Genomic DNA, 17438 nt, shown 5'->3' with positions numbered 1-17438 from the left:
CCTCTCCCCGTGTTGCACGGGTTAGTCAATGACCGGCGGCACAACGCGGCGACCGCCCTGCTGCCAGGTTTCTTCGTCTTCCGACAGGTAGTCCGGGCGCTCGCCGCCCTGCTCATCACGACGAGAGTTGGCACCGTGCGTCCCAGGAGGGATCGCTCCAGCCCGGCCTGCCTGTCCGGGATGCGTACCCTCGGTGCTGTTCGGGTTAGCACCTCGGACCAGGCCCGAGCCCCCTGGCGTGAAGGGCCTAGCGCTGTTCTTTCCGGGCTGCTGAGGTCGACCTCCGACAACACCGCCGGTTTCGGACGCCAGGCGACGGCCACCGGAGATGCCGTTCTGCCCGGCGCCTCCTCCGGGATGTCCGCCATGCATGCCGCCCGTGCCCGTGCGACCCATCGGTCCGCGGCCGTTCCCGTCCTGGCCGATCACCGTGCCTCGGGGAAGCCCAGTGGGCCGGCCGGTGTTTGGCGCGACCTGACGGCCACCGACGATGCCTTCACGCGGCATTCGTGAGTTGATTCCCGCCTGTCCCGGCGGCACGATACCCCGAGCGCTGGGAAAGCCCCTCCCAGGCGCAGTGGTGTTGGGCATGACTGTCTTGCTGCCACCGAACGTGGGCGGGATCAACCCTGGTGGCGGGACGCCCGGACCCTCACGGCCACTGGGCGGCGGAGTGAGACCCGGCGTAACCGGCGGCGTAGTCGACACCGGCGGAGGCAAAGTCGCGACGCCATCGATTTCCATGCCGACAGGGCGCTCGGGCACGGCGGTATGAGGTGAGACGGTAGCCGGAGGCAGGTGAGTCTTTGCTGAGGTCTCAGTTGTTGCAGAGACCGATCGCTCCGACAGCGAGTGTGAATCGGGAGACGAACGCTGTCTCTGGGCGGTCCCAGAACTGCCAACGTATTCTGCGTCGTGAACGCCCTGGGTAGCGGGTGGCACGAACCGCCCCGGTGGCGGCGGGAACTCCGGCGGATGCAGACTCATGATCTGTTCCCCGGAGTGGGTGTACGTCTGCGCCAGCTTTCTCATTTGATCGGCGGCTTCCAGACGCCGCTTTTCCATGCTGGCCTGAGCAGCTGTCAGCTGTTGGTTGTAAGTAGACGCGTCCTCCGGGCTACGAGCCTTACGCGCAGCTGCCAGATTCTCTTTCGCCTCGGCCGCCTGAGCCTCGAGCGACCCGTCCTTCTTCGGCATCGCACTGTGAGCGGTGGCGATGGCCGTGGCAACATCCTGCAGCCACGACGAGGCCTCCTTGCTGTACTTACCGAGCTCCAAAGTGGCCATGGCCGCCTCGTGACCCCAGTTCCGGAATGCCGTGCCGCCTTCGCCCTCCCAAATGACACGCGTCATATGGGACTTGAGGCCTTCGCCGACCTGCGTGATCTTCGAAGCTGCCTTGGACAGCTTCTTGGCAAGTTCTGCTGCCGACTCGGCCTTCGTTCCCTCGATCATGGCCAGCAGCTCGTCGTGCGTCTTGGAGTGGAAATCTGTCTCCACAAGTTCCGGCGTCTTGCGTCCGGTCTGCGCATCGTCAGCCATGGCGAACCACCATTCCTGCCTTCCCCGTCCCCGTGTACATCAGGCTTCGTACTGTTCGGCGCCAGACTGCGAACCGCCGCCACCCGACTGGTTGACTCCGCTCTGCTGCGCCTGGTCCTGGTGCTGCTGCGACATCTCGCTGGCGAGCCGCCGCATGCGCTGCCGGATGTCGTAGTCGATGTTCTCGTAGCCCTCCTGAGAAGCCTGCACCGCGATACTCAGACCGTCGATCTGCAACGCCAGAATCTTGGAGAGCTTCTCGAGCTCGTCATGGACGATCGAGTAGGCGCCGTACAGGTACGCGCTCTCCCTGAACTCGGGCTTGCCCAGGTGGCTCTGCTGCAGCCGCTCAGCCGAAACCTTCTCCGGTGCGGCCTCGGAGTCTTCAAGGTCGGCGAGAATTTTGTGGACTTCTGTCCTGAATTCCTTCATTGACTCCATGTCGGTGACCATCTTCGCCACCGCAGCTGCGCTACTCGCCAGAGGGATCAAACCGAACGCGCCGAGCGCCCCCGCCGCCACTGCCGCCCCTGCTGTGTCGTTGTCCTCCGCCACGAACGCCTCCCCGTTTACACACGTCTACAGGGATCACTGTACCGAGCAACACTGACACCTCGCACCCCCGGATTGCACATGCAATGCGCATCACACGGCTACGAGTTGGGAACCGCCACCGCCGCCTGAGCCCTGATCGGGAGCCTGTTGATCGGCCGTCCCGTCGCCGCGCGTACCGCTGAAGCCACCGCCGCCGGGGAAGTGACCACCGGAATCGCGCTCGCCGGCTTCGCGCCGAAGGGGGCCACCACGTCGCGTTCCTCGACCAGTTTCACGATGCGAATGTCCGGGGCGTCCAAGGATGTCGGGAGTGCGTAGCCCGTCAGGTCCGGGTGGCGGAGCAGGCCGCGGGAGGTGCGGAGGTTTTCTGTCAGGGCCGTGCCGACGCCCTGGGTCACGCCCGCCTCGATGCGGGAAGCCAGTTGGGCCGGGTTGAGGACGCGGCCGACGTCCTGGGCCACCGCCATTTCGACCACGCGGATCGAGCCGAGTTCGATGTCGACGTCGACCACCGCTCGGATCGCGCAGAAGGCGAGGCCCACGAAGGCGTCGCCCTGGCCGGAGTCGTCGAGGGGCTCGGTGGGGTGGGGGCGGCACTGGGCCGTTGCCCACAGTTCCTTGCCGTCCATCGCCTCCGTGACCGTCGTCGACAGCACGCCGTCGTACGACGTGATCTTGCCGTCGGTGATCTGGAGCAGCTCCGTCGACATCCCGAACTTGTGGGCCAGGGGCTGGAGAAGCTGCGTACGGACCATCTTCGCCGCGCGCTCGACCGCGCCGCCCGAGACCCAGGTGTGGCGGCCGTGCGCCGCCGGGCCGGCCGGGGGCTGGTCCGTGTCGACCGAGGCCACGTGGACCTCGTCGATGCCCAGGGTCTCCTGGACGATCTGGCGGGCGAGCGTGGAGAAGCCCTGGCCGGTTTCGACGGCTGCGCAGATGACCGTGGCCACGCCGTCATGGACCTTGACCGTTGCCGTGGAGACCTCGTCGGTGCCTTCGGCTCCCAGCATGTGGACCATGCCCAGTGCGTAGCCGACGCCTCGGCGCACGGCTCCGGGTTCGCCCGCGCCCTCCGGGCCGCCGGGGAGGAGCCAGGCCGCCTCCGGGGTGTCCTTGGGGAGGGTGGGGAGGGGGAAGTCCCGTACGGACTGGAGAAGTTCGGCGACGGGCGCGGGGCAAGTGACGGTCTGGCCCGTGGGGAGGATGTCTCCGGTCGCCAGCGCGTTGCGCAGGCGCAGGTCCACCGGGTCGAGGCCCAGCTTCATGGCGAGCTTGTCCATCTGGGCCTCGTAGGCCGCGCACACCTGCATTGCTCCCTCGCCGCGCACATGGCCGGAGGGAGGGTTGTTCGTACGGACCGCCCAGCCCTCGATGAAGGCGTGCGGGACGACATAGGGGCCGCAGGCGAAGGCGACCGCGGCCGCGAGTGATTCGGAGGAGGCGTCGGCGTACGCGCCTGCGTCCAGCAGCAGTTGGGCCTCGACCTTGATCAGGTGGCCCTCGGAGTCCGCGTGGTGGCGGTAGCGCAGCAGCGTCGGGTGGCGGTGGGCGTGGCCGAGGAAGGACTCCTCGCGGGTCGCCGTCAGCTTGACCGGGCAGCCGGTCTTCAACGCCAGCAGGCCCAGCGGGAGTTGGAAACCGGGGTCCTCGCGGTCGCCCGTCGCGCCCGGGACGCCCGTGACCACGACCTTCACCCGGTCGGGCTCCAGGCCGAAGCACGCGGCCGCCAGATCGCGGTCGGTGTGGGGGTCGGTGGATGCGACGTACAGTTCCACGCCGCCGTCCGGGCGCGGCACGGCGAGGCCCGCCTCGGCGCCGATGGGGGCCGGGTCCTGGCGGCCGATGCGGTACAGGCCCTCGACGATCACCTCGCCCGTCACATCCGGGTCGCCGTAGCGCAGGGGGATGTGGCGGATGAGGTTGCCGTCGGGGTGCAGCGGCTCGGCGGCGAAGGCCTTCTCGGGGTCGGTGATCGGGTCCAGTACCTCGTACTCGACAGCGATGGCCGCGGCCGCGAGGCGGGCGGTGTCCGGGTGGTCCGCGGCGACTGCCGCGATCGCCTCGCCGTGGTGGCGTACGAGCTCGGAGGCGAAGACGGGACGGTCGGCGATACGCCTGCCGTACGACGAATCGCCCGGAATGTCCTGATGCGTCACTACGGCTCGTACGCCGGGCATCTCCAGCGCCGCCGAGGTGTCGATCGAGCCGATACGCGCGTGCGGGTGCGGGGAGCGCAGGATCGCCGCCCACAGCAGGCCCTCGGCCCACAGGTCGGCGGCGTACGGAAACGTGCCTTCGGTCTTCGCCCTCGCGTCGGCAGGCGGGAGGGAAGCACCGAGGCCGTGAGCCGGCTGCTCCGTCTGGGGAGCGCCGGCCGACTGGGGCGTCGCGGTGGTGGCCGCGTCGTTGCTCACGCCATGCCTCCGTCGTGCGGGTGGTGCTGCACACTACCTGCGCCGGGGGGCGCCTGGTGCGGGATGCGGACTTCCTCACTCGCCTCGTTGGCGGCCGCGGCGCTCGCTTCGCGCTCGGCGACCACTTCGCGCACGGCGTCGAGGACGCCCCGGTAGCCGGAGCAGCGGCAGAGATTGCCGCACAGGGCCTGGCGCGTCTCGAGCTCGGAGGGGGCGTGGTTGCCCTCCAGGAGGTCGTGGACGGTCATGGCCATGCCGGGGATGCAAAAGCCGCACTGGACGGCGCCGCAGCCCGCGAGAGCACGCTGGACGTCGGAGGGTTCGCCGTCGGTGGCCAGGCCTTCGACCGTACGGACCTCGGAGCCCGCGGCGGTCGCCGCGGGGACCAGGCAGGAGGCGACGAGACGGCCGTCGACCTGGACGTTGCACGCGCCGCACTCGCCCTGCGAGCAGCCGTCCTTGGCGCCGGCGAGGCCGAGACGCTCGCGCAGCACGTACAGCAGCGACTCGCCGATCCAGGCGTCGGTGACGGGGCGGTCGGTGCCGTTGACGCGCAGGACGTACGAGGTGGGCGGGTGTTCGTCCGTGCCGGTGGGGCCCTCTGCCGGGCCCTCTTCCGACGGGGCGGCATCGGGCGCGGCATCGGGAGCCGCCTCAGGGGTCTCGTCCGCGGTCTGCTCCGGGGCGGCCGCCTCGACAGCCTCCGGCTCGGGCTCCGGCTCCTCGACGGCCTCCGGCTCCGGCGCCCAGGGCGCGCGCGCACCGCCCGGCAGCGTAGCCGGGGCGTCGGGCGAGGGCGCCCACGGGGCAGGCGAACCGCCCGGCAGGGTCGCGGGCGGGCTCGTCGTATTCCACTGGGACTGCAGCGCCGTCGTCGTGAACTCGCCGGACTCCTCCGGCAGATCTCCTTGCGCCACCGGGATCGTCCACTGGCCGGTCAGCTCGGAGGCGGCCGCGACCGGGGCGGGCTCCTGCTCCGAGAAGGTCCACTGCCCGGTGGCACGCGGGTCCACGGCCTCCGCGCGCGCGGACTCGGGCTCCGGCCACTGCACCGCCCCCGGCTCCCCGGTCGCCCGGTACGCCTCCCAGTTGCCCGTCGCTCCCGGGTCGGCCGCGGCGGACGGCGGCAGCGGCGTGATCGTCGGCGGTACGTAACCGTGGCCCGGCGCCGCCAGCGGCGCCGCGTCCAGCATGCCCTCGGGCGGCAGCTGCAGGAAGGCCGTGGCCTCGGCGTCGTACTCACCGCCGTGCGGAATCGGCTGCCAGCCCCCGTGCTCCGGCGGGAGCTCGGGCGGCAGTTCGTGCGGGTTCTCCTCATTGCTCACGACAGCGCCCTCCCCAGTGCACGTCGGGCCAGTGCGGCGACAGTGCGCCGCAGATGCAGTACGGCGGGCGGCAGCACGGCCTGCTCCTCGCCCTGCGCGGCCGGCGCCGGGTCCGGGATGCACGCCGCGGCGACGTACTCGCCGAAGGCCGCCAGCGCCTCGACCGCGAGCCCCCGCTCGCCGTCCCAGTCGATCAGCGACGCGATCCACCGTTCCGCCTCCAGCGGCCGCAGCGGCATCGGCGCGATGGCACCCACCGCGCAGCGCACGCCGCGCCGCGCCGGGTCGAGCACGACCGCCACGGAGGCACCGGCGCGACCGGGGCCGGTCCGCCCCGTCGCCTTCAGGAAGACCTGTGGGGCGTGCAGCAGGGGGACGCGTACGAAGCCGATGAGTTCGGCGGGGCCGAGCATCTCTCTGCCCGCCAGCAGGTGCGACACGGGGATCTCGCGGCGTGCGCCGCCGGGTCCCGCGATCACCAGGTCCGCCTCCAGAGCGGCCAGCACGGGCAGGCTGTCGCCGGTCGGGGCGGCGGTGGCGATATTGCCGCCGAGGGTGCCGGCGTTGCGGATCTGGGGCGGTCCTGCCGCGCGCGCGGAGGCGGCCAGCGCGGGGATGAGGGCCGCGAAGTCGGGCCGTCCCATCCGGGCGTGGGTGAGTCCGGCGCCGAGCAGCGCGTGCCCGTCCTGGTAGCGCCAGCCGCGGATCTCGCTGATGCGGCCGAGGCCGACGAGTCCGGCGGGGCGCAGCAGGCCCTTGTTGACGGCGGCCATGAGGTCCGTGCCGCCCGCGACGGGCACGGCAGCGGGCATGGCAGTGAGAGCCGCCACGGCCTCGTCGAGCGAAGCCGGCAGCGTCACCGACTGCGCCGTCTGCGGTGCGTGCGTGGTCACCCAGATGCCCCTTCCCGGTGTCCCGGCTGTCCCGCCTGTGTTGCCGTACCGTACGTGCTCACAGCCCGGACGTGGCAACTCTGGCACATCTTCCGAGCCGACCGACGAGAGGGTCCACGAAGGGTGCATCTGCACCTAATGCACCCGCTCGTAACGATGGTCCGATTTGGAACACCGTCGCCGCCACACGCGGATTGCCACTCTTCGGCGACCCATGTACGACATATTCCTTACGGCGGCCCCTCCACGTTCCCAGGGTCCCGGGCACGGGAGATATGACTTCGAGCCGGGCTCACACGTTTGGGGGCGCACCCTCGATCGGGCGTCCGAGCACACCTGGTCGCTTCTGCCACGGCAACGGGCCGCCGGGCGGCCGGTAGCCGACGCCGAGCGCGTCAAGGCGCTTGTAGTGGGCGGTCATTCGACGCTCGAAGCCGGCGAAGTCGCGCTCGGCGGGGGCGGGCAAGGCGGACCAGGCCACCTCGGCGAAGGCGGCGAGGCGCGGAAAGACCTGGTAGTCGACGCGGGAACGGTCCTGCATCACCTCGGTCCAGACATTGGCCTGGGTGCCGAGAATGTGCTCGGCGGCCTCGGCGGACAGCTGCGGCGGCACGGGCTCGAAGCGGTAGACGTCCTCAAGCGTGCGTACGTATCCGATCGGCATCGGCTCTTCCGGGCCGCCGTGCTGGCGGTGGTCGAAGTACACGTGCTGCTCGGGACACATGACGACGTCGTGGCCGGCCTCCGCGGCGGCGATCCCGCCGGCGTATCCACGCCAGGAGGAGACGGCCGCGCCGGCAGGCAGACCGCCCTCCAGGATCTCGTCCCAGCCGATGAGGCGGCGGCCGCGGTCGGTGAGCCAGCGGTCGAAGTGCCGGATGAACCAGGACTGGAGTTCGTCCTCGTCCTTCAGGCCCAGCTCCTTGATCCGGGCCTGGGCGGCCGGGGATGCCTGCCACTGGTCCTTCAGGCACTCGTCGCCGCCGATGTGGACGAACGGCGAGGTGGCTGCCGGGAAGAGGCCGAGGATCTCCTCCAGCACGCCCTCGTAGAAGCGGAGGGTGTTGTCAGTGGGGGCGAGTACGTTCGCTGTAATGCCCCAGTTGTCCCAGACGGTGAGGGAGGACGTGTCGATGACGTCGGTGTTGCCCAGTTCCGGGTATGCGGCGATGGCGGCCTGCGAGTGGCCGGGGATGTCGATCTCCGGGACGACGCCGATATGCCGCTCGGCGGCGTACGCCACGATCTCGCGGATGTCGTCCTGGGTGTAGTAACCGCCGTGCGGCTTCTCGTCCCAGAGCTCGGATGCGCGGTGGCCGTATTTGGTGCGTGCGCGCCGGGCGCCGATCTCGGTGAGCCTGGGGTGGCGCTTGATCTCGATGCGCCAGCCCTGGTCGTCGGTGAGGTGGAAGTGGAAGACGTTCAGCTTGTGGGCGGCGAGGAGGTCGAGGTAGCGCAGGACGTCGTCCTTGGGCAGGAAGTGCCGTGAGACGTCGAGCATCAGACCGCGCCAGCGGAAGCGGGGTGCGTCCTCGATGACCTGGGGTGCAATGCCGTACGTACCGTCCGGGCGGAGGGGCGCGCGGCGGAAGGCCTCGGGGCCGAGCAGTTGACGCAGCGTCTGGGCGCCCCAGAAGACGCCCGCGCCGCTGCCGCCCCGGATTTCCACGCCCCAGCTCTCGACCGCGCTCAGCCGGTACGCCTCGGGCTCCAGGCTGTCGTCGACCAACAGGCTGACCGAGTTCCGCGCATCCTCCGCGCCCGGCGCGAGCGGAAGGCCGAGGGCGGCGCCGACCGTGGAGCGCAGCCAGCGCTCCGTTGTCTGTGTGCCGGGGCCCGCGTACAGCGTGGTGTTGCGGTCCGGCAGGAACCCGCCGCGGTGCGGGCCCTCGACGGCGCGCGGCGCGGGGATGAGATCCGTCAGTGTCATTGCCTCAGTCCTTCACCGCGCCGCCCAGGCCGGAGACCAGGCGTCGCTGTACGAGTACGAAGAAGACCAGCACCGGCACGGTCATCACGGTAGACGCGGCCATGATCCCGCCCCAGTCGTTCTCGTCCGGCTTGAAGAAGACGAGAAGAGCCATCGGCAGCGTCGACTGGGAGGTGTCGCTGATGATGAAGGACTTGGCGAACAGGAAGTCGTTCCAGGTAGAGATGAACGAGAACACGCTGGTCGCCACCAGTCCCGGGAACACCAGCGGGAACAGGATCTGCCAGAGGAAGCGGGTGCGGCTCGCGCCGTCGATGTACGCCGCCTCCTCCAGGGCGTCGGGGACCGCCTTCACAAAGCCGCGCAGCATCCAGATCGCGAACGGCAACGAGAAGGCGATGTGCGGCAGGATCAGCGAGCCCAGGGTGTTCAGCTGGCCCAAGTCACGCATCAGGAAGAAGAGCGGAATGGTCAGCGCCTCGATCGGCACCATCTGCGCGACCAGGAACATGATCAGGAGGGTCGTGCGGAACCTGAAACGGAACCGCGTCACGGCCGTCGCCGCGAGGAAGGCGATCAGCGCTGAAGCGACGACGACCACGCCCGCGACGAGCAGGCTGTTGAGGAAATAGCGGCCGAATTCATGCTGTTCGAAGACGCGGCGGAAGGAGTCGAGAGAAGGGGAGAGCGTCCAGGGGCGTGCTTCGGTGGACTGGATCTCGCCCGCCGGTTTGAACGCGGAGAGCGCCATCCAGTAGAGGGGGAAGGCCACAACGACCGCGATGACGAGCGCGGATGCCTCGGCGGCGAGCCGCCAGGGGCGGTGAATGCGGGGCATGCTCACAGTTCTTCTCCCTGGCGTCGCAGCAGCCGCAGATAGACGAGGGTGACGGCCAGCAGAATCAGCAGCATGACGACGCCGATGGCGGAGCCCAGGCTGTACTGGGAGGACGCGAAGGCCTTCTGATAGGCGTACACATTGAGCACGAGATTCTGTCCGGCGATGCCGCCGCCGTTCGTCATCACATAGATCTGCGTGAAGACCTTGAAGTCCCAGATGATCGACTGAATGGTGACGACGACGAGAATGGGGCGCAGCATCGGGGCGGTGACGGAGCGCCAGATCCGCCACTGGGATGCACCGTCGAGGGAGGCGGCCTCCAGGACTTCGGAGGGGATCGCCTTGATGCCCGCGTAGACGGTGACCATCACGAACGGGAACGAGCACCAGACGACCTCGAGGAGTACGAGGGCGAAGGCGCTGTAGCGGCCGTACGTCCAGGAGAAGTCGCCGAGTCCGAGAAGCCGGTTGACGGGTCCGTAGTCCGGGTCGAAGAGGAAGACCCAGACGGTGGAGCCGGTGATGGCGGGGGTGGCCCAGGCGCCGAGCGCGGCGAGCATCAGGGCGAGGCGGGGCAGGGCGCGGACGCGCGTGAGCAGGACGGCGAGGGCGCAGCCGACGGCGAGGGTGGCTGTCACGCAGGAGGCGGCGAAGGTCACGGTGGCGAGCAGGACCTGCCAGAACTGGCTGTCGGCGAAGAGGGTGCGGTAGTTGCCGAGCCCCTGGAAGGTGGTGGGCTCGCCGCCGCTGACCTGGGCCTGGGTGTATTCGAGGAAGGAGATGAGGCCGAGCTGATAGATGGGGTAGACGAGGAGCGCGGCGATCACGAGGAGCGCGGGCGCGAGATATATCCACGGGGTCCAGCCCCGGCGGCCCGGGTGCCGCCGGGGAGCCGCGGACGCCTTCGGTTGGGCACGCCCACGCCGGGGGCGGGTGCGGGGGCCGGCGACGCCCGATGCGGTGGGGCGAGTGGCCCTGTCCGCGCCCGCGGGCGGGTTGCACGCGAGCGCGGGCCCGGCCCCCGCGGACCCCGGCGCACCCGCGTCCGCAGCCCCCGCGCCCCCAGCGGACCCCGGCGCACCCGCGTCCGCAGCCCCCGCGGCCGCAGCGGACTCCCTCGCCCCCGCAGGCCCCGGCCACGGCGCCGGGGCCCCGTTCGTGCTGTGCGGCATGGCGGTCAGCCCGCCGCGGTGAAGGACGCGTCCATCTTCTTTGCCGCGTCGGTCGACGCCGCCGACACGTCCTTCTTGCCGCTCACGATCTCCTGGAACATCGTCGGCAGCACCAGCGCCGCGTCGATCTGGCCCCAGCCCGGGGATGCCGGGACGAACCTCGTGCCCGAGGCCAGTGTCGCGACGAACGGCGCGACGAACGGCTCCTTCTTCGCCACCTCCGACCGCACATCGGTGTACGTCGGCAGGAAGCCCATCGCGTCGAACAGCTTGCGCTGCGTCTGCTTGCCCGTGAACTGTTTCATCAGGTCGACCGCCAGCGTGCGGTGCGAACTGCTCTTCAGTACGCCGATGTTGTTGCCGCCCGCGAAGGCCGGCGCGATCGAGCCCGCCTTCACACCCGGCAGCGGCACCACCGCGTACTTGCCCTTCGCCGCGCCCGCCTCCACCGCCTGGTGGCTGAAGTCGCCGCCGATCGCCATCGCCGCCTTGCCGGAGGCGAAGGCCGTGACCGTGGCGTTGCCGCCCATCGAGGCGCACTTCGCGGCCGGACAGTTGTCCCCGCCGAAGAGCGAGGTGTACGCCGTGATGCCCTTCTGCGCGGCCGCACTGTTGATCGCGGCCTTGTACGAACCGCCGCTCTTCTGCGCCAGTTCGCCGCCGTTGGCCCAGATGAAGGGCATCGCGCCGTAGGTGTACGCCCCGCCCACCGCGAGCCCGTACAGCTCCGGCTTCGACTTGTGGATCTTCTTCGCGGTGCCGATCAGCTCGTCCTGCGTCTTGGGCGGCGCGATCCCCAACTCCTTGAAGATGTCGGTGCGGTAGTACAGCGCGCGTACGCCGACGAAGAAGGGCGCGCCGTAGATCTTGTCGGCGACCGTGACCGACTGCGTCGCCGTCGGGTCGATGTCCTGCGCCTCGTCCCAGGCGTCGAACTCTTTGCTGACGTCGGCGAGTCCGCCGTCCTTGACGTATCCCGCGGTGTCGGTGTTGCCGTACTCGATCACGTCCGGCGCGCTCTTCGGGTCGTTGAACGCGGCCTTGATGCGCTGGGCGCGGGTCTCGACGGGTATGTACTCGACCTTGACCTCGGTGTCCTTGTGCGCCTTGCGGAACGCCGCGACGGCCTCGTCGACGACCTTCTCCTTGGGCTTGTTGTTGACCTCCTGGAAGAGCCAGACGCGCAGGGTGCCGCTCTTGTCGTCCTTCTCGGCGCTGTTGCCGGAGGTCTGGGGGGCGCAGGCGGTGGCGGTGAGGCCTGCCAGCACAAGCACCGCTGCGGGGGCGGCAGTTCGGGCGATGAGCTTCATGCGTGATCCCCTACGAGTAGGCATTGCAACATACGCAACGCACGTTTCGTACTGCACAACACGCAGGAGGCTAAGGCCGCACCAACAACCGGACAAGAGGTCTCAACCACTCTGTGACCGGCAGACGCACCCCGTGCAACGGCACCACAAACGACGAACGGCCCCCGGGGCGCGCACGTATGCACGTCCCGGGGGCCGTCCCCACGGAAGGACTGGAGCTACCGGAGCTGCCGAGCAGCTGGAGTCACCGGAGCAACTGGAGCTGCCGGATCCACGGGAGCAACTCGAGTTACTTCTTGTCCTTGCCGCCCTTGTCCTTGTCCTTGTCCCCGCCAGAGCCCATGGACTCGTAGATCTCCTTGCACATCGGACAGACCGGGTACTTCTTGGGGTCGCGCCCCGGCACCCAGACCTTCCCGCACAGTGCCACCACGGGAGTGCCGTCGAGGGCGCTCGCCATGATCTTGTCCTTCTGGACGTAATGGGCGAAGCGCTCGTGGTCGCCGTCGCCGTGCGACACCTGTGGCGTCGGCTCTACGAGGGTCCCCGTGCCTGTCCCGCGCTCGGGCTCAAGAGTGCTCATAACTGCCAAGGGTACCCACCCCGGGGCCGTTCGGTTCCGACCTCCCCGCGCCGCGGCGCCGACAGCCCCCCGGTCAGTTCAGCGAAGGGTCGTCCGGGTACGTCGCGAACATCGCGAGCTCGTTGCGCTGGCGTCGCAGCACCGCCCGCCACAGGCTCTCCGGCTGCGGCGACGACACATCGCCGGGTTCGGACTCGACGACGTACCAGGCGCCTTCGTTCAGTTCGTCCTCCAGCTGGCCGGGGCCCCATCCCGCGTACCCCGCGAAGATCCGCAGGGACCCGAGCGCCGCTCCGAGCAGTTCCGGCGGGGCCTCCAGGTCGACCAGGCCGATCGCCCCGTACACCCGCCGCCAGCCGAGCGGTCCCTCGTCGCCGGGGATCACTGCGACGCCGAGCGCCGAGTCGAGGGAGACCGGACCGCCCTGGAAGACCACGCCCGGCTCGCCCGTGAGAGTGGCCCAGGACTCCAGGATGTCGCTGACGACCACCGGCGTGGGCCGGTTGAGGACCACGCCGAGGGAGCCCTCGTCGTCATGGTCGAGCAGCAGAACCACCGCCCGGTCGAAGTTCGGGTCGGCGAGGGCGGGAGTGGCGACGAGCAGCCGCCCTGTGAGCGAGGACACCTCGGTCATGCGAGACATGATCCCGCATCTTCGCCCTCCGCGGGGGCCGGGCGGCGGAGTGTGAGCCAGCGCAGCTCAGGACGCGACGCGGGCCCATGGCGGCCGAACCATCGGCGGTGACGCAGCGCTACGAACAGCGGACCGAGCGTGTTGTGCCGAATTCATTACGCACAAGGAACGTCCCTGGCCCTACGGGAGAAGGGTGGTAGCCCCTTACCCTTTGTCTCTGGCCACCTGCCCGACATCCCCTCGCTCCGCTGGGGGGACCCCCTCCGGAACGCGAGATTCATGACCGGCACAGACGATGTACTGCTTGTCCACGGCGGAACCCCGCTGGAGGGCGAGATCCGCGTCCGCGGCGCGAAGAACCTCGTGCCCAAGGCGATGGTCGCCGCCCTTCTCGGCAGCGAGCCGAGCCGGCTGCGCAATGTGCCCGACATCCGCGATGTGCGCGTCGTACGCGGACTTCTGCAGTTGCACGGCGTGACGGTGCGCCCCGGTGACGAGCCGGGCGAGCTGGTGCTCGACCCGTCGCACGTGGAGAGCGCAAATGTCGCTGACATCGATGCCCACGCGGGCTCTTCGCGTATCCCGATCCTCTTCTGCGGCCCGCTGCTGCACCGGCTCGGGCATGCCTTCATCCCGGGCCTGGGCGGCTGTGACATCGGCGGCCGGCCGATCGACTTCCACTTCGAGGTGCTGCGCCAGTTCGGCGCGACGATCGAGAAGCGGGCGGACGGCCAGTATCTGGAGGCCCCGCAGCGGCTGCGCGGCACCAAGATCCGGCTGCCGTACCCGTCCGTCGGCTCGACGGAGCAGGTGCTGCTGACGGCCGTCCTGGCCGAGGGCGTCACCGAGCTCACCAACGCCGCGGTGGAGCCGGAGATCGAGGACCTCATCTGCGTACTGCAGAAGATGGGCGCGATCATCTCCATGGACACCGACCGGACGATCCGGATCACCGGTGTCGACAAGCTCGGCGGCTACACCCACCGGGCGCTCCCGGACCGCCTGGAGGCGGCGTCCTGGGCGTCGGCGGCGCTGGCGACCGAGGGCAACATCTATGTGCGCGGGGCGCAGCAGCGCTCGATGATGACGTTCCTGAACACCTACCGGAAGGTGGGTGGCGCCTTCGAGATCGACGACGAGGGCATCCGCTTCTGGCACCCGGGCGGCGCGCTGAACGCGATCGCGCTGGAGACGGACGTGCACCCCGGCTTCCAGACCGACTGGCAGCAGCCGCTGGTGGTGGCCCTGACCCAGGCGGCGGGCCTGTCGATCGTCCACGAGACGGTGTACGAGTCGCGGCTCGGCTTCACCTCGGCGCTCAACCAGATGGGTGCGCACATTCAGCTGTACCGGGAGTGCCTGGGCGGCTCGGACTGCCGCTTCGGCCAGCGCAACTTCCTGCACTCGGCGGTCGTGTCGGGCCCGACGAAGCTCCAGGGCGCGGACCTGGTCATCCCGGACCTGCGCGGCGGCTTCTCGTATCTGATCGCGGCGCTGGCGGCGCAGGGGACGTCGAGGGTGCACGGGATCGGCCTGATCAACCGGGGGTACGAGAACTTCATGGAGAAGCTGGAGAAGCTCGGCGCGAAGGTCGAACTCCCCGGCGGGGCGCTGGTCTAGCGGGTCGCCGAAATTCAGCCCCACCCGTGGTTGAGGCGTGGGGGTTCCCTCACGCCCGCAGGGCGTAGGGGGAGGGCACGGGGCAGAGCCCCGGCAAAAGGCCCCCTGTGGGCCGTACAACGTACGAAGGGCGGCCACCCCACTAGGGGTGGCCGCCCTTCGCGTGCTGAAGGCTTACTTGCCCTTCGCGGCTTCCTTGAGCTTGGAGCCCGCGGAGACCTTCACGCTGTAGCCGGCCGGGATCTGGATCGGGTCGCCGGTCTGCGGGTTACGAGCGGTGCGAGCGGCACGGTGAGTGCGCTCGAAGGTCAGAAAGCCGGGGATGGTGACCTTCTCGTCGCCCTTGGCGACGACCTCACCGACGGTCTCGGCGAGAGCGGCCAGTACGGCGTCGGCGTCCTTGCGGGTCACCTCGGCGCGGTCGGCCAGCGCGGCCACCAGCTCACTGCGGTTCATGTTGTTACTCCCGTGTTCTTCTTGCCTGTGAGGCGTGAGATCGAAGCCGATGCTGCCAGGGCCCTAGGACAGTCCCCGGACCCGGGTCTGCCGTCAGACCCTCGCGCCCGAATACGCATCCTGCCCCCACCAGCGGCGGGAAAGCCAATCCGGCACCCTCCGGAGTCACACGAAAAGCGCCACGGCCTCGTCGTGGTGACGTTCCGTCCACTCGGTGGAGACTCATAGGAGCCGCGCGTGCGGGCTCATGGTCCGCCACCCTAGAGCGGCAGTCACGGCCCCGCGACTCGCGACGCGCCGGGTGTCAGCCCGACGTGGGGCCCGTCACAGCCGACCCGGCCGCCTTCGCGGCGGTGCGGACGGCTCCCGCGACCGCTCCGGCGACCTTGTCGTTGAAGACGGACGGGATGATGTAGTTCGGGTTCAGCTCGTCCTCGGTGACGACGTCCGCGAGCGCCTGGGCGGCCGCGAGCATCATCTCGGTGTTGACCGTGCGGGACTGCGCGTCCAGCAGACCGCGGAACACACCCGGGAAGACCAGCACATTGTTGATCTGGTTGGGGAAGTCCGAGCGGCCTGTGGCCACAACTGCCGCCGTCTGGCGGGCGATTGCCGGGTCGACCTCGGGGTCCGGGTTCGCGAGCGCGAACACGATCGCGCCGTCCGCCATGGCCGCCACGTCTTCGCTGCCCAGCACGTTCGGGGCGGAGACGCCGATGAAGACGTCCGCGCCGACGACTGCTTCCTTCAGTGTGCCGGTCACCCCCTCGGGGTTGGTGTTGTCGGCGATCCAGCGGAGCGGCGAGTCGGGGTCGGCGGAGACAAGGTCTTCGCGGCCCGCGTGCACGACACCGTGGATATCGGCGACGACGGCGTGCTTGACACCCGCCGCGATCAGCAGTTTCAGGATGGCCGTACCGGCCGCGCCCGCGCCGGACATGACGACCCGTACGTCCGGGGCGGCCTTGCCGACCACGCGCAGTGCATTGGTCAGCGAGGCGAGGACGACGATGGCGGTGCCGTGCTGGTCGTCGTGGAAGACCGGGATGTCCAGGGCCTCGCGCAGCCGCGCCTCGATCTCGAAGCAGCGGGGTGCGGAGATGTCCTCGAGGTTGATGCCCGCAAAGCCCGGGGCGATCGCCTTGACGATCGCGACGATCTCGTCGGTGTCCTGGGTGTCCAGGCAGAGCGGCCAGGCGTCGATGCCGGCGAACCGCTTGAACAGGGCCGCCTTGCCCTCCATCACCGGGAGCGCGGCCATGGGGCCGATGTTGCCGAGGCCGAGCACCGCGGAGCCGTCGGTCACCACGGCGACGGAGTTGCGCTTGATGGTGAGGCGGCGGGCGTCCTCGGGGTTCTCGGCGATGGCCATGCAGACCCGCGCCACGCCCGGCGTGTAGATCATCGAGAGATCGTCACGGTTGCGGATGGGGTGCTTGGACTGCATCTCGATCTTGCCGCCGAGGTGCATCAGGAACGTACGGTCGGAGACCTTGCCGAGGACGACGCCCTCGATCTTGCGCAGTTCCTCGACGATCTCTTCGGCGTGCGTGGTCGAGGTCGCTGCGATCGTGACGTCGATCCGCAGCTTCTCGTGGCCGGAAGCGGTCACGTCCAGGCCGGTCACATGGCCGCCGGAGGACTCCACGGCCGTGGTGAGCTGGGAGACCGCGGTTCCGCTCGCGGGCACCTCCAGCCGGACCGTCATCGAGTACGAGACGCTGGGCGCCGTTGCCATGACCGGGTTCCTCTGCTTTCGCTAGCTTCATTGCCATGCGGCCGTGGCAGGTGCCCGGCAACGCCTTCCGATCGTCGCACCTACCTGCGGGTAGCAGGTAATAGTGGTCATTTAGTTCTCGGAAACTGTTTTCCACCATACGAGATACGGCTGTTCCGGTGGAAGCCTCCACCCAAAACAGGTCCGCAACGGAAACAGGTCCGCGCCACCATCCGGTGACGCGGACCTGTCTCTCCCACGAAAAGGTGGCACCGACCCGCCATGCTCGCCTCGCGGCAAGTGGTCGCTCGTGGCGACGAAGGTTGGGCCCGGGGGCTTGGATCGAGCCGGTGCCACCCCCAGGCTAACAAACCACTCTGGTACGTGATTCCCGCACCGCGGGGTTGACTCCCCGTCAGTCCCGGAACATGTCCGGCCGTCAGTCC

General features: G+C 69.5%; 14 protein-coding genes. 1 reads left to right on the top strand and 13 read right to left on the bottom strand.

Annotation, left to right across the window (positions count from 1 at the left end; translation table 11 throughout):
* Window positions 1-21 precede the first annotated feature (21 nt).
* From OG729_RS24305 to OG729_RS24255, 11 genes are all read right to left on the bottom strand, one after another.
* Window positions 22-1542 (bottom strand): hypothetical protein, encoded by a 1521-nt coding sequence (locus tag OG729_RS24305; RefSeq protein WP_405808080.1) that lies wholly within the window; start codon window positions 1540-1542, stop codon window positions 22-24.
* A gap of 39 nt (window positions 1543-1581) precedes the next feature.
* The gene (locus OG729_RS24300) at window positions 1582-2097 is read right to left on the bottom strand and encodes a hypothetical protein (RefSeq protein ID WP_405808079.1); all 516 of its coding nucleotides are present in this window, start codon (window positions 2095-2097) and stop codon (window positions 1582-1584) included.
* 98 nt (window positions 2098-2195) lie between these two features.
* Entirely contained in the window at window positions 2196-4511 is a 2316-nt protein-coding gene (locus OG729_RS24295) for a xanthine dehydrogenase family protein molybdopterin-binding subunit (RefSeq protein ID WP_405808078.1), read from the bottom strand.
* A complete protein-coding gene (locus OG729_RS24290; protein ID WP_405808077.1) occupies window positions 4508-5836 on the bottom strand; it encodes a 2Fe-2S iron-sulfur cluster-binding protein in 1329 nt (442 codons plus the stop codon). Before OG729_RS24290 ends, OG729_RS24295 begins: the two co-directional genes overlap by 4 nt.
* On the bottom strand, window positions 5833-6729 hold the full coding sequence (locus OG729_RS24285) for an FAD binding domain-containing protein (RefSeq protein ID WP_360880102.1): 897 nt from the start codon (window positions 6727-6729) through the stop codon (window positions 5833-5835). Before OG729_RS24285 ends, OG729_RS24290 begins: the two co-directional genes overlap by 4 nt.
* 292 nt (window positions 6730-7021) lie before the next feature.
* Window positions 7022-8659, bottom strand: a complete 1638-nt coding sequence (locus OG729_RS24280; protein WP_405808076.1) for a beta-N-acetylhexosaminidase — start codon at window positions 8657-8659, stop codon at window positions 7022-7024.
* A 4-nt stretch (window positions 8660-8663) separates the two neighbouring features.
* Entirely contained in the window at window positions 8664-9497 is an 834-nt protein-coding gene (locus OG729_RS24275) for a carbohydrate ABC transporter permease (RefSeq protein ID WP_360880205.1), read from the bottom strand.
* Window positions 9498-9499: 2 nt separating this feature from the next.
* Entirely contained in the window at window positions 9500-10327 is an 828-nt protein-coding gene (locus OG729_RS24270; protein WP_405808075.1) for a carbohydrate ABC transporter permease, read from the bottom strand.
* 350 nt (window positions 10328-10677) lie between these two features.
* Window positions 10678-11982 (bottom strand): extracellular solute-binding protein, encoded by a 1305-nt coding sequence (locus OG729_RS24265; protein ID WP_360880097.1) that lies wholly within the window; start codon window positions 11980-11982, stop codon window positions 10678-10680.
* 289 nt (window positions 11983-12271) lie between these two features.
* Complete coding sequence (locus tag OG729_RS24260; RefSeq protein WP_405808074.1) at window positions 12272-12565, bottom strand: DUF3039 domain-containing protein; 294 nt, start codon at window positions 12563-12565, stop codon at window positions 12272-12274.
* Window positions 12566-12638: 73 nt separating this feature from the next.
* Window positions 12639-13199 carry a YqgE/AlgH family protein gene (locus OG729_RS24255; RefSeq protein WP_360880090.1) on the bottom strand — a complete coding sequence of 187 codons (561 nt, stop codon included), beginning with the start codon at window positions 13197-13199 and terminating at the stop codon, window positions 12639-12641.
* A 279-nt stretch (window positions 13200-13478) separates the two neighbouring features.
* Here OG729_RS24255 and murA point away from each other — a divergent pair, with 279 nt between their 5' ends.
* The gene (gene murA / locus OG729_RS24250; RefSeq protein WP_360880087.1) at window positions 13479-14819 is read left to right on the top strand and encodes a UDP-N-acetylglucosamine 1-carboxyvinyltransferase; all 1341 of its coding nucleotides are present in this window, start codon (window positions 13479-13481) and stop codon (window positions 14817-14819) included.
* A gap of 174 nt (window positions 14820-14993) precedes the next feature.
* On the opposite strand, the gene OG729_RS24245 is transcribed toward murA, so the two are convergent.
* Entirely contained in the window at window positions 14994-15275 is a 282-nt protein-coding gene (locus tag OG729_RS24245) for an HU family DNA-binding protein (protein WP_004571953.1), read from the bottom strand.
* Between the two features lie 304 nt (window positions 15276-15579).
* Entirely contained in the window at window positions 15580-17013 is a 1434-nt protein-coding gene (locus tag OG729_RS24240) for an NAD-dependent malic enzyme (protein ID WP_360880084.1), read from the bottom strand.
* Window positions 17014-17438 lie beyond the last annotated feature (425 nt).

The sequence above is a fragment of the Streptomyces sp. NBC_00210 genome, from assembly GCF_045160975.1.
GTDB lineage: Bacteria > Actinomycetota > Actinomycetes > Streptomycetales > Streptomycetaceae > Streptomyces.
Note: the sequence above shows the minus strand (reverse complement) of the source record. Positions and strands in the feature narration are given on the sequence as shown.